This is a genomic window from Psychromonas arctica (assembly GCF_036697365.1).
Classification (GTDB): domain Bacteria; phylum Pseudomonadota; class Gammaproteobacteria; order Enterobacterales; family Psychromonadaceae; genus Psychromonas; species Psychromonas arctica_A.
Map to the genome: position 1 here is coordinate 236,432 of NZ_JBAHZA010000002.1, position 13,061 is coordinate 249,492.

The window sequence follows — 13,061 nt, forward strand, 5'->3', positions numbered from 1 at the left end:
ATGAATTTTGATAGTTTATTCCCTTTTAGACGTAATTTTTTAAAACTTAATGGGCAACAATACCACTACCTAAACGAAGGTAAAGGTGAACCTGTTGTGATGGTACACGGCAATCCTAGTTGGTCTTTCTACTACCGTAATTTAGTAACAGAACTAAGTCACCAATATCAATGTATTGTCCCTGACCATATTGGCTGTGGTTTATCTGATAAACCATCAGACAAAGATTATGACTACACTCTGAATCAACGCATCAATGATCTAGAGTCTTTATTGGATCATCTTGATATTAAACAAAACATCACCTTAGTCGTTCACGACTGGGGCGGTATGATAGGAATGGGCTATGCAGCCCGCTATCCGGAGCGAATTAAACGTTTAGTAGTATTAAACACTGCAGCCTTTAATCTACCGAATACAAAGAAATTCCCAGTGCCATTGTGGATTTGTCGTAATACCTATTTAGGTACCGCATTAGTGCGTGGCTTAAACGCCTTCTCTTCTATCGCCTCTTATGTGGGTGTTAAACGTAAACCAATGTCGAAAACCATTCGTGAAGCGTATGTTGCTCCGTTTAACTCTTGGAAAAACCGAATTTCCACATTGCGTTTTGTGCAGGATATTCCATTAGTAAAAACTGACCGTAACTATAAATTGGTTGAAAGCATCGACCATAGCTTACAACAGTTTCAAAAAGTACCGACAGTCATTTGCTGGGGCCTACAAGATTTTGTATTTGATAAACACTTTTTAGAAATTTGGAAGCAAAAAATGCCACATGCAGATGTTCATGAATTTGCTGATTGCGGTCACTACATACTCGAAGATGCGAGTAACGAAGTGATTAATATTGTACAAAAATTTATGGCTACTAACCCATAAATGGTCAATAGCAAACCTTCTAAACGAAGTATTAAAAAACAAACTAGTGCGACAAAAGGAAACTTATGTCGCCACTTAGTCACAGCATCGCAAAAAATCCCAAATAAATTGGCAGTCAGTGTGCAACAAAAAACACGAAACGGCCTAATCTATCAAGAAATAGACTTTAAAACCCTACACCAACAAAGCGACGATATTGCTTTTGCATTAAGCGAATTTGGTCTTAAACCAGGAACAAAAGCGGTGTTGATGGTAACCCCAAGTATTGCTTTTTTTAACTTAACCTTTGCATTATTCAAAGCTGGTATTGTGCCCATTTTAGTTGATCCAGGTATGGGCATTAAAAATTTAAAACAATGCTTTGAAGAGTCGCAACCAGAAGCCTTCATCGGCATTCCAAAAGCACAACTAGCACGTTTGTTATTTGCTTGGGGTAAGCAAACGATTAAACATGTGATTAATGTTGGCGGCCCTGCACTTGCTGGTGGCAAACAACTCACGAGTTTATTAAAAAAATATCCACGTACTTCACGGTTCAAAATGCAAGAACCACTATTAGACAAACTAGCGGCAATCTTATTTACAAGTGGCAGTACAGGCACTCCCAAGGGTGTTGTGTATACGCATAGAATGTTTGAAGCACAAATCAAAGTATTAAAACATGACTATCAAATAAAACCTGGTGAAATGGATTTAGCTACCTTTCCCCTATTCTCATTGTTTGGTCCAGCATTAGGCATGGCTTCCATTGTCCCTGATATGGACGCTAGCCAGCCAATTAAAGCCAACCCGGATTTCATCTTTGCTGCTATCGAAAAATACCAATGTACTAACCTATTTGCGAATCCCGCATTATTGGAAGTATTAGGCCAAGCAGGTCAAAGTAAACAACATAGTTTGCCCAGCTTAAAACGCGTCATATCAGCAGGCGCACCAGCCTCATTAGAAGCAATCAATCGTTTTAGTGAAATGCTAACTGGCAAAGCTGAAATTGTTAACTCCTATGGCGCGACAGAGTCATTGCCTATCAGCAAAATTGGCAGTACGCAGATGCTAAAAACCACACAAATTACCGAACAAGGTGGCGGTATTTGTGTTGGCTACACCATCGATAATGTTGAAATCAAGATTATCAAGATAGATGAAGCAGTTATTCCAGAGTGGTATAGCGAGTTAACTTTACCCATTTTTGAGATTGGTGAAATAGTAGTAAAAGGTCCACAAGTCAGTGCCGCTTATTATCGTCGTGAAAGTGCTACTGAGTTAGCTAAAATTAAAGATGGTGATGCTATCAGGCATCGTATGGGTGACCTAGGTTATATTGATGACCAAGGGAAACTCTGGATGTGTGGTCGAAAAGCGCATCGTGTTGACGCTAACCACCTCCAAGCAAACAAAACTTATTATTCGATTCCTTGTGAGCGTATATTCAATACTCATAACAGCATCAAACGCAGTGCATTAGTAACCGTTCAACGTAACGGTAAATCAACACCTGCCATCTGCATCGAAATGAATAAAGAAAATAGATTAGATAACACGCGTTTATTCTTTGAATTACAAGAGTTAGCTGACAAACACAGCCATACTCAAGGCATTAATCTATTTTATATTCATAAGAAGTTCCCTATGGATATTCGCCACAATGCTAAAATATTTCGTGAAAAATTAGCCGTTTGGGCACAACAACAGAGTTAAACATGCAAACACCAGACTTAAATTTTTCAGACCTATTAATTGAGCAGCAAACTGTCCTTAAACAACTAGCATCACAAGTTAATTGTGTATTCGTTACAGGTGCAGGAGGCTTTTTAGGCACTGCTTTATGCCGTTTTTTACGTGCTGCAGATATCAACGTCATTGGGTTCGCGCGTGGTGACTACCCTCACCTCAATGAATTAGGGGTAACGCTGATTAAGGGGGACCTTCAAGATAAACAAGCAGTGTTCGATGCCATGCAAGGTTGCGATATGGTATTTCATGTGGCCTCTAAAGCCGGCGTTTGGGGAGATAAAGACAGTTATTTCAAACCTAACGTCATAGGTACAGAGAACATTATTGCAGCATGTCACCACCACAATATTAATAAGTTTATTTACACCAGCACACCGAGTGTAACCTTTGCAGGTGAAGATGAAGACTATATTGATGAATCACAACCTTATGCGAAGCAATTTTTAAATTTTTACGGACTTTCAAAAGCCGTCGCTGAGCAGAAAGTGTTAGAGGCTAATGGCACAGCATTAAAAACCGTAGCACTTCGCCCGCACCTAATTTGGGGACCAGGAGATCCACACTTAGTACCACGTGTTATTGAACGTGCAACAGCAGGTAAACTCAAACTAGTTGGGAAAAAAGACAAATTAGTAGATACCACTTACATTGATAATGCCGTTTATGCTCATCTAATGGCAGCAGTCACACTCAATGAAGACAACTCCGCATGTGCAGGGAAAGCCTACTTCATCAGCAATGATCAACCTATCCTAATGGCTGATATGCTCAATAAAATCTTAGCAGTTGCTGATTTAAAAAAAGTAACCGCGCGTGTACCGAGTGGCCTCGCTTATTTTGTAGGTACTATTTTGGAATGGTGGTATTTAAAAACAGGTAAACAGGAAGAGCCAATCATGACCCGATTTGTCGCCAAACAACTATCCACCAGCCATTACTTTAACCTAAACGCCGCAAAACAAGACTTTAATTACCAAGCCTTAGTCTCAATGGATCAAGGCATGAAGCACTTAAAACACGCCCTACAAACAAAAAACGATAGCTAACCACTAGTATCTAGCATCTTTTGCCTTGTATCTTACAACTAGCACCTAGTACTTTGCAGCTCGCATCTTGAACCTAGCACCTAATATCTTGCATCTACTAAATTAATAAATCTCGCCTTTAAACTCCAACTGCGTTAAGTACAAACGCATCTCAAATTCTAACTGATGATAGTCAGGCAACATATGCTCACAAAGTTGATAAAAAGCTTTGTCGTGATTTTTTTCACGTATATGCGCCAACTCATGTACCACAATCATTTCTAGAAAAGGTTGAGGTGCAACTTTAAACATCTCACTAATGCGAATTTCATTTTTACTCTTTAACTTACTTCCCTGCACTCGTGACACAAAGGTATGCAAACCAAGCGCATTATTCACCACGTGAATCTTCTTATCGTATGTGATTTTACTCAATGGTGATGACTTACGTAGATAGCGATTTTTAATGTCCATAACATAATCGCGTAACAACTTATCGTTATTAATAGCATGTTGTTTAGGGTACTTTTTCAATAAAAATGCCCCTAACTTATCTTGATCCAATAAGGTTTGGATCTGACTTTGTACTTGCGGTGAATAAGCTGACAGGTACTTAAGTTGGTTATTGTTTTGTTGTGATTTGGACATAATAAATTCTTGAATTAAAAAGTGTTAGGATTATAACCTAGATGAATTAAAGGTTTAAATTGTTCCTTTGAGTTAGACAATTAGTTAAAAATTAATGTTATATTATAACAAAATGATAATATCTAATTTAATTTAGGGGTAAGACTACATGAGTAAAATCAACAATGTGCAGATCTTAGCAGGAACGCATGGCAACGAATTATCAGGCATTTATATCAATAAGTTAATTCAAGATAACCTTTATAATATTCAACGCTCATCTTTCTCATCGTCATCTCAACTAGTTAATGCCAAAGCGATTGAGTGTGCGACACGTTATATTGATACCGATTTAAATCGTGAATTTTCTAGTGTAGAAAATAATGAAAGTCCCAACTCTTATGAGCGCTTGCTTTCACAAAAATTCATGGCGGAAAACACCCTGCAATACATTCAAAAAGGCAATCAGCTTTTAATTGATTTGCACAATACCACCAGCAACATGGGTGCAACACTAATCTTACTTTCTAATGATCCATTTTATACAAAAATGGGCGCGTATGTTAATCAGCAAATGCCAGAAGCCAATATACTCTTTGAAGATGAAAAATCATGGGGAGAGCAAGCCTACCTATGCACGGCAACGAAATATGGTGTAATGATAGAAGTTGGCGCGCAAGCTCATGGTTCATTGCAGCACAGTACATTAATACTAATGCAAAAGATGCTTACCGCAGTATTAGATTATATTGAACAGTCGAATCTCAACACCCTAGACTCGCTTAAAGATTATGAACCCTTTTATTTCACAAAAGAAGTTGCTATCCCACTTGATCAAGATGGTTTACGTAACGCAATGGTACACCCAGCAATCTGCGGTAAAGACTTTCAAGTAGTAAAACAAGGTGAGCCATTGTTAATTACGCTACAAGGCGAAGAGATCGGTCAAGTCGACACACCAGAAACTTACCCTCACTTCATCAATGAAAGTGCTTATTGTAAAAAGCATATTGCAATGGCATTGCCGGATAAGCGATTAGTTATTATTTAATAAATCTACTAATTTACATAAACACAATATGCTGAGAACTTATATGTTTCGTTAGTATTAACCTTTATTCTTGGGTTGTTAATGGGGATACTGGGAATCTTATGAAATGACCATTTACTTCAGCTTTATTTGTTGGATTAATTTAAATAATAACAGCCAAGAAAAATAAATATTCAGCTTCCTATTGTGAGAATAAAATTTCCATTTTATTTTTTAGTAGTATCTGCTTGGCATTATTTAATAACTAATGCCAGCGCTGTAAATTTTGTCATGAAAATACTAAAATAGCAGGTTAAAATTTATTAACTGATTAATCCTTTTTACACAATAGAAAAAGAGTCACAACTAAGAAGATAAAATTTTTCATCTATTACTGCTAATCTTACTTTTTCTCCAACCATTTCTACTGTTAAGTTCATATCCAACGGGTATTCAACTTTAACACTTTCAATTAACAATATATCAGTAACTTTTATATCACCTATGACATCAATTATAAATAGCGGTTCTACTACTGTTAATGAATATTTTTGCTCTAAAGCTGAAGTTTCCGCAGCATTTGCTTCGTTATACGCTTTAATACATTCATGCTTGATCACGGGTGCTTTTGGTTCATCCGGTTCAATATCGCTATTTTCTTCTAAACTTCTACTACTACGTTTTGACCAGCTATTTAAGAAAACCCCAATCATAATAACGTTTGCAATAACACCCATGACATTCACACTACTACTCATTATAGTAACTTCCTTTTATTATCATTTATTTAAAATATTTTTACACAATATTTAATTATAAATAAATAACATATTGTTTACACTATAAATTTTATATAAAATTAGTTTTGGTATAATTTTTTTAGAATAGAAACCTAATATTGTATCTGTTTAATGAAGGATTAACGCAATGCTCAAAATATTTTTATGGATATATAAACACAACGTGAAATACAGTGATATGAAAGTGTCCCGATAATAACTAGCCTTAACATGTATAGCTACACAACTAGAAGATAGAAGAAGCTATAAAGCAACATCTTAGTGATATTAACTTCTTATTAATTTCAACTTAACTTCACCTTCCATGTTGAATATTTACCTCACCTTCTGTCTGGTAGTTTTGATAAACACTACTAGCTCTTATTTTTATAGTTACTCTCTAGTTTACATAATAGGTTTTATAAGGAAATTAAAAGTGATAAAGCCATTTTTTACAATAATGATCGATCCAAATAACGAAAAATCAGTTATTGAAGGTTTACACGAATATAAGCAATTACTTGATGCAGGACGAGCCTTTGATAAAGAGTTAGATGTTGATTTTCTAAATAATGACAATGGACGATTAAAGTTCTCGGATATTCCTAATGCGGATGTTCAGGAGTTAGTTAAAACTGCTTTAATGATGAGTCCTGAGTTAGAAGATTATGAAGAAAATGAGGATCTCGAACTTCCTGCTGATCTCGTTTTCTTTGCAGTTGCATTATCCTACCCTAGAGTCAAAAAAAATATTATCGAGACAGCAGAATCCTTCGTTTATTTTAGTCGTATGGAAGGCGATAATCTTTGGGAAGAAGAGCAACCTTTCGGCATTGAAATTTTATATATTATTGCTCGCTGTTATGAAGAAAGTTGCTCAATATTAGGGAAATACCTTACTGAATGGTGTCATGAAAACACAAGCGGATATGAATCATACGCCTATGATCTCGTTATGATATATGGTTGGAATGAATACACGATTAAAATGTATATTTGTTGTGATGTTCCATTTTTTCGAGTTGGTATGTATTGGCCATATGTGCGAAAAATGTTTCAGAGTGATTTCAAACAACCCAACCCCAATGATGGAGACCCTAAAGCTGATAAAGTCCCTACTTTGCTCAATACTTTTAAGAAAGATCAGAACTTATACCATTATTTTAAGCAAGAATTAGTAATACAAGTGTGTAGAAATATTTCTGAAGATAAGGAAATAATAGATTATTTTAAAACCTTAAGCCCATTTTGGAAATCTAATAAAGAGAGACTAATCAGTCACATACCTAATACAGAAGCAATACTCACAGTTATACAAAGAGATAAAGTATCCAGTAAAATAATTAAGTCTGAAATAGATGAACTTAATAATGAAGTGTTAAAGCAAAAACAATCAGGAGTCCGGTCTGCCCATAGATTTAAAAATCAAGATAATGTGAGTAATCGTGAGTTATTGCATGACTTGCTCGCTTTACTAAAAGATGGTCCTGACATTATCGACTATGTAAAAAATGGTGATAGCGAAGATTACGTAAAGCGCCATGATAATACCTGGGTAAATAGCTTGTTAGAACGAATTGAGCCAATTGATTTTATCTCTTTTGTTAAAGGCAGCTCAACTCCTTTTTATGCTGTCGTAATGAAAACTGATTCACTCATCGACGTACGCACGAATAAAGATATTGGCGAGAAAATTATACGCTTTATCAAAATAGTCTATAACAGTACCCTGGACAGGTGGTCTTTTGATTTTGAAGAAATTGATGAAGCACTTAGATTATTAGACGTGTTAAAAAGGCTCTTGGCACTAGAATCTTTCAATAGTTCTCTTTATGAGTATCTAGTCATAAAGTCGAAGTCTATTTCTCACCAAGACTTTTATCAGAGATATTCAAGCAATTCCTTATCTGATGGTACCGGTGACAATCCCTACCTTCATCAGATTATGGAACTTATTGATAATCTTGTGTCGTATAATGCTGTTGTCGAACAATATGAACCTTTTATAAAAATCGACACAGTTTTTGATGTGCTGCCGAGAAGTGCCATTAAGCTTTTATGCCTCGACCATAAGCTTGATGAAACGAATATGGGATATTTAAATCTTATTTCAGCTTATCTGGTTTATCGTGACTCTCGTGAAAATGTTAGTGATGAATATACCGATATATTAATTTCTTCTCTTCAAAAAACAACTTGGCCTCTATTTACAAAACTATTGCGCGGGATGTTTGAATCACCGGAAGAGGACTATCGAGATGTAGATGGACTAAACCCCGAAAATATAGGATTCTGTTTAGGTTTAGAGATATTTAGAAAGGGAATTTCATCTGATGAATTAGAGGAAATTTGCCTCTATTTCGAAAATAAAGAGAGTCATACATCAGAAAAAAGAGTTCTAAAGCTACTAGAGCAATATCTTATAAAGAAAGATGCAATTGTTTGTAGTCAACATCAACCAATATATAGAATTTTTAATCATTCAGTTGTAGAGCACTTAATACTTTCATCAATACTGCTTTCACAGAATGAACAGGCAATAGATGAACGTTCTGAAAGATTTTTGCGTTTGATTTTTCAACTATCTCCAATGATTGTGCTAAATAGTTTTTCAACTGTTGTAGAGCTATGTACCAATAATGGTTACAAGGATTATCATCTTTTTTCTACATTAATGAATAAAATTGGAATCTCATTTGGAGATATTGCAGCCTATTTTATCTCTAGATTTTATGATGAAAAAGAACTTGATGACTACAATTTTGAACATATCTATTGGGCGATAAAAGCACTTTATTGCAGTAGACTTGACGGGGCAAAAAATGATGAGGCAATTAAATTTTTAAGACAGTGTGAAATCTGTTTTGATTTATCAGATCAAACCATTGAAGATTTTGTCGTTCAAGTTGATATTGGCCTTACTCGTGTTGATGCCAAGATACGGCTTTGGTTCTTAACTGACATTAATAGTGACCGAGTTAGAATAGATATTCAAGAGGATAACGAATTGTGCAAATCGTTGCGTCTTATTATTGAAAATATGACATATGAAATGGCGCCAACTAAATACACAGAAGATATCTCACGGTATATTTATCGTTACATGCAAGATAATGAAATGGATGAAGATAGCTTTGAAAACCTTGCTCTAGACTATTCTGAACATATCGTCTTCTCTGATAGTTCAACTGTCGTGTCTAAGGCGATGTTAGAATTTGAACAGTCTAATAATAAATACTCTGAAACTGTTATTCTACAGCGCACAGATTCTGGATTTAAAATTATTGCCCGCGGCTGTAATAGTAAACTAACCCAATACTCGACCTATAAAAATGTTAGTACAGAAAACCCAGAAATAAACTTTTGGCCAGTGGTAATAAATGAAAACGAAAATTGCGAGATGTTACTTGAATTTATTCATATTTTAGAAAGATATGGTTCTTTAAATACATATATTTACGAAAAGACTAAAGCTTACATCAAAGGTGATTTTTCTTATCGGGAGCTTATTACCATTTACAATAAGTACATTATTTATCCTGGTACCTTTAATTTATCTTATAAGTTGGGAAAGTATCATCCAGTTCAGTTTGTTTGGTCACTTAACTCTGAGCGGAGGCTACGATTTATTAAGCTTATGTTTGATTTGTATAAGGAAGATGCATACCAATTCATCTATGCAGAATATGATGCAGGTCCAGCTTTATCAATTAAGAAAGTAACCAAGTTTTTAAAAAAATTGGATATTGATAAAGCGATAAAGAGCAAAATATTGATAAAAATTAAAGCTGATTTTGAAGTTGAAAAACAAAATATGATTAAACGAATATTCAGAAGTATATTTGGTGTTATTGATAAACTAAGAAAATGATCTTTCGACTTTTCATAAATATAATTTTTATTAATCAAACAAAAGATTCTATAAGATTGATCCTATGAATGTCTTTAACACATTAAACGTCACAAAGTATTCGTCAATATGACGTATTAACGACAGTTGTGGAGTTATATTTTTGTAATCTTGATGCTGGTTGTTAATACAACGCATCAAGTACAAAGGTTTCACTTTGATAAACACGAATATATAACTGTAAAAGTAAAAACAACTGGGATTGAGAATAGGTTTTATCATTCGCTAAAAACGATAAAACTGAATTAATATCTGGATTTGAAAACACAGGGTGTTGTTGTTTTGCAAGCTAATAAGCACAGGCAATTAATCGATTACGATTATCTAATACGTTTTGCTTATTTGCATAAAATGTATTAATAAAATGCTCACGTTGCGCAAACAATTCGTCCATGTAATCCATTAACACCCTATCCATTTTTTTATTATTGTTTTATTTTTAGCCCTCTCTACAATGTGTGGATTAAGCTTAGTTGATTAACACCGTTGGGTTACCCACTACTATTTTACCACCGTGAGCGGTTGCATCACCAACACGTGATACAGGTTTGCCATAGGCTGTGACGGTTGGTGAGCCTGCAGCAATCGCATCGGGTGGACCATTACAAATACATTTATCGCCGACGGTCGCAATCGGAAGGCCTCCGACGGTAACGGTACCGGCACTAATTACTGCGCCACCCACATGAGGTGTTTTACCTGTTTTTGCTGGGCAGGCATGATAACTGGTTGTGGTTGCTGCAGGACTTCCCATTATTTTTCTCTTATATTACAATTATTAAAAATCAACTAATTTACTTACATTAAATACAAATAATTTTATACTTAAGAACCATTGAACACACCTGTAACACCATCTATAGTACACATATAAATTTGGCCATCATCTCGTGCATTAGGCAATTTATCATAAAGAAATGTTTTAATTTTATTAAAATTATCATCGGTACAATATATCGCTATATTCCTACAATAATCTTCACTTAATATTTGAATAATTAATCGTTTTGGACAGCATTTTATGCGTGTTAATTGACGTTCTTTAGGCAAATCTGGACGATCCCACATGAAGGCGACATAATAGGCTTTTTCTCCCTCATCTACCTCTATTGGCAGAAACCCCACACTCAGCATGCCAATAGCACCAATTAATAAAGCGGGATGAATAAATAACGCTAATACGATAATAGGGATAGAAAGCCAACGAAAAAAATTAACGAATTTAGTCGGATCTTGTTTACCATAACGCCAGCGAGGAAATAATTTAAGTTGATCTTTTAAAACCCCTGATTCAGTTATTTTGTAGACCACATGTTCATATTGGCTTCGCGTTAAATAATATAAAATTCCATAAATTAAAGAAAAAATCACTGCAAAGTAAAGTAAAATTCCATAATCATCACGTGGATCTATGCCATGACGAGCAATATCAATAAGTGAATAAATGCATATCAATAACAAAGGTAAAAAAAGTAAACTGAGTACCTTTAAATGAAGTGTAAGTGCTCTTTCACGCCATATAAATGCGTGTGGTAGAGTCCATTGAAATAAAGCCGGTTCACTCTCAAGTGTATCAATGTGTTCTTGCGTAAAAGTACCAAAATCAAGAGCAGAAGTGCTATATTCAATATAGTCTGGTCTATCTATTAGGTGAGTCATCGTTAATTTCCTTGATTATCCACTTACTATTTCATTATTTCTGTAGGGTTGTGAGACAATATTTAGTGTTTGAAAAGTAATGCCTTGAACCTTTAAATCTTTAACTTGTTTAATAACCTGCCCTTTACGCTTATCAAAATCAACTATATATGAATAAAAAACACTACTACCTTTTCTATTTAATTTTAATGCAATCTTAGACTTCAAATTATTTATAGGCGCACTACGATCATATTCCAATTTTAGTGGATATAAATACAGTCCAGTATTAGCTGTGTCTTTATTAAATTGTTTTTCATCAGTAATCTCTTTATCAAAAACGGTATCATTAAATGACTCTGAAAAGTGAATGAAAGAAAATACAGACATCTATCGATTTAAATCATCAAACATAATCCTATTTCCATTATTAAAACGGTAATCTAAAAATTTTGATAGTAGAAAATCATAAATTAAGAGAGGTTTTAAGCAAATAATGGCTTTTTCAGGTATGACTAATATTAGCCCTTGTGAATAATGTATTTATTTTATTTTAAATAAAAAATACGCGACTTAATGCCCGTAATTGGTTTTTACTGGCTATCCAACATTTGCCGCTGATATTTTCATAAACGGCTAAGCAGTTAATCGCACTATCTCCCCATTAATAAATGCTAAAAATCGCATTCGTAAAAGATAGTTTAACGATGGAAATTAGTTAATTAGATGGCGAACAGATTTAACTTACTAGTAGTTTTAGCCACTAAGAGTTTCTTTAAGTAATTGTCTGCCGTTAATCATGTACTCTCGAATAATGTATCTTCAATATCATTAAAATCAGCTGATTCTATTAATATTATCGAACCAATTTCTTTTAATTAATTACTTAATATTTCTTTCCGCGCACCATATGAAATAATTATTTCAGTTATAGAACCTGGAACATAATTTGTCATGTTCTCGGGTGGACCAAATTCTAAATAATTTTTACATCCATTTACCAACGCACTCGCTGTCGTTTTCTCTTTTTAGCCAATGCAAAACAACCTAACCCAAACAAGAAACCTATACCACTCCAAGGCTCACCAGATATAACCCCGACAATTGAACCAATAAATAGCAATATCCCGATAAAATAAAGTGTAAACGAAGAAAATATACCTTTTCCTTGCTTCGCCTTACCTAAAAGTAAAGATAAACTAACGAACCCAAGGGGGACACCAGTTATCCAAGCTAGCAATGTAATGGCTATATCTCCAGTTACCCATGCAATAACGCCAGAAAATATAGTTAATAATAAACAAATACCACCAATGATTTTTCTAGTAATTGGTGACACTTCTTTGGTAAATTCATCTGGATTAATTTGCATCATGATCCTGAAATATAACGTCGACTAAACAGAGTAATATGAGTGGTTGTAATTAATTCCAGAA

General features: G+C 34.6%; 11 protein-coding genes. 5 read left to right on the top strand and 6 right to left on the bottom strand.

The genetic code is table 11. The features are described from left to right. Genes V5290_RS03120 through oleD form a run of 3 tightly spaced genes read left to right on the top strand, consistent with a single transcriptional unit; the run spans nucleotide 1 to nucleotide 3,662 of the window. Entirely contained in the window at nucleotides 1–882 is an 882-nt protein-coding gene (locus V5290_RS03120; protein ID WP_333381803.1) for an alpha/beta fold hydrolase, read from the top strand. Then, complete coding sequence (gene oleC / locus V5290_RS03125) at nucleotides 883–2,580, top strand: olefin beta-lactone synthetase (protein ID WP_333381805.1); 1,698 nt, start codon at nucleotides 883–885, stop codon at nucleotides 2,578–2,580. 2 nt (nucleotides 2,581–2,582) lie between these two features. Next, nucleotides 2,583–3,662 carry a 2-alkyl-3-oxoalkanoate reductase gene (gene oleD, locus V5290_RS03130; protein ID WP_333381807.1) on the top strand — a complete coding sequence of 360 codons (1,080 nt, stop codon included), beginning with the start codon at nucleotides 2,583–2,585 and terminating at the stop codon, nucleotides 3,660–3,662. Nucleotides 3,663–3,764: 102 nt separating this feature from the next. Here the strand turns inward: oleD and V5290_RS03135 are convergent, their stop codons facing one another. After that, on the bottom strand, nucleotides 3,765–4,289 hold the full coding sequence (locus tag V5290_RS03135) for a M48 family metallopeptidase (RefSeq protein ID WP_333381809.1): 525 nt from the start codon (nucleotides 4,287–4,289) through the stop codon (nucleotides 3,765–3,767). 148 nt (nucleotides 4,290–4,437) lie between these two features. Between V5290_RS03135 and V5290_RS03140 the strand changes: the two genes are divergently transcribed. Then, a complete protein-coding gene (locus V5290_RS03140) occupies nucleotides 4,438–5,319 on the top strand; it encodes an aspartoacylase (protein WP_333381811.1) in 882 nt (293 codons plus the stop codon). 320 nt (nucleotides 5,320–5,639) lie between these two features. Here the strand turns inward: V5290_RS03140 and V5290_RS03145 are convergent, their stop codons facing one another. After that, nucleotides 5,640–6,056, bottom strand: coding sequence for a hypothetical protein (locus V5290_RS03145; RefSeq protein ID WP_333381813.1), 417 nt, complete (start codon nucleotides 6,054–6,056; stop codon nucleotides 5,640–5,642). A gap of 457 nt (nucleotides 6,057–6,513) precedes the next feature. Here V5290_RS03145 and V5290_RS03150 point away from each other — a divergent pair, with 457 nt between their 5' ends. Then, nucleotides 6,514–9,948 carry a hypothetical protein gene (locus tag V5290_RS03150; RefSeq protein WP_333381815.1) on the top strand — a complete coding sequence of 1,145 codons (3,435 nt, stop codon included), beginning with the start codon at nucleotides 6,514–6,516 and terminating at the stop codon, nucleotides 9,946–9,948. A gap of 508 nt (nucleotides 9,949–10,456) precedes the next feature. Here the strand turns inward: V5290_RS03150 and V5290_RS03155 are convergent. The 4 genes from V5290_RS03155 to V5290_RS03170 all read right to left on the bottom strand — a co-directional run bounded on the left by V5290_RS03155 (nucleotide 10,457) and on the right by V5290_RS03170 (nucleotide 12,997). After that, nucleotides 10,457–10,741 (bottom strand): PAAR domain-containing protein, encoded by a 285-nt coding sequence (locus V5290_RS03155; protein ID WP_333381817.1) that lies wholly within the window; start codon nucleotides 10,739–10,741, stop codon nucleotides 10,457–10,459. 71 nt (nucleotides 10,742–10,812) lie between these two features. Next, the gene (locus tag V5290_RS03160; protein WP_333381819.1) at nucleotides 10,813–11,646 is read right to left on the bottom strand and encodes a hypothetical protein; all 834 of its coding nucleotides are present in this window, start codon (nucleotides 11,644–11,646) and stop codon (nucleotides 10,813–10,815) included. Nucleotides 11,647–11,661: 15 nt separating this feature from the next. Further along, a complete protein-coding gene (locus V5290_RS03165; protein WP_333381822.1) occupies nucleotides 11,662–12,015 on the bottom strand; it encodes a hypothetical protein in 354 nt (117 codons plus the stop codon). A gap of 607 nt (nucleotides 12,016–12,622) precedes the next feature. Continuing rightward, nucleotides 12,623–12,997 carry a hypothetical protein gene (locus V5290_RS03170; RefSeq protein ID WP_333381824.1) on the bottom strand — a complete coding sequence of 125 codons (375 nt, stop codon included), beginning with the start codon at nucleotides 12,995–12,997 and terminating at the stop codon, nucleotides 12,623–12,625. Nucleotides 12,998–13,061 lie beyond the last annotated feature (64 nt).

Coding starts and splice junctions, on each gene's coding strand:
- V5290_RS03120 (WP_333381803.1), top strand. CDS start 1: ATGAATTTTGATAGTTTATTCCCTTTTAGACGTAATTTTTTAAAACTT.
- oleC (WP_333381805.1), top strand. CDS start 883: ATGGTCAATAGCAAACCTTCTAAACGAAGTATTAAAAAACAAACTAGT.
- oleD (WP_333381807.1), top strand. CDS start 2,583: ATGCAAACACCAGACTTAAATTTTTCAGACCTATTAATTGAGCAGCAA.
- V5290_RS03135 (WP_333381809.1), bottom strand. CDS start 4,289: ATGTCCAAATCACAACAAAACAATAACCAACTTAAGTACCTGTCAGCT.
- V5290_RS03140 (WP_333381811.1), top strand. CDS start 4,438: ATGAGTAAAATCAACAATGTGCAGATCTTAGCAGGAACGCATGGCAAC.
- V5290_RS03145 (WP_333381813.1), bottom strand. CDS start 6,056: ATGAGTAGTAGTGTGAATGTCATGGGTGTTATTGCAAACGTTATTATG.
- V5290_RS03155 (WP_333381817.1), bottom strand. CDS start 10,741: ATGGGAAGTCCTGCAGCAACCACAACCAGTTATCATGCCTGCCCAGCA.
- V5290_RS03160 (WP_333381819.1), bottom strand. CDS start 11,646: ATGACTCACCTAATAGATAGACCAGACTATATTGAATATAGCACTTCT.
- V5290_RS03165 (WP_333381822.1), bottom strand. CDS start 12,015: ATGTCTGTATTTTCTTTCATTCACTTTTCAGAGTCATTTAATGATACC.
- V5290_RS03170 (WP_333381824.1), bottom strand. CDS start 12,997: ATGCAAATTAATCCAGATGAATTTACCAAAGAAGTGTCACCAATTACT.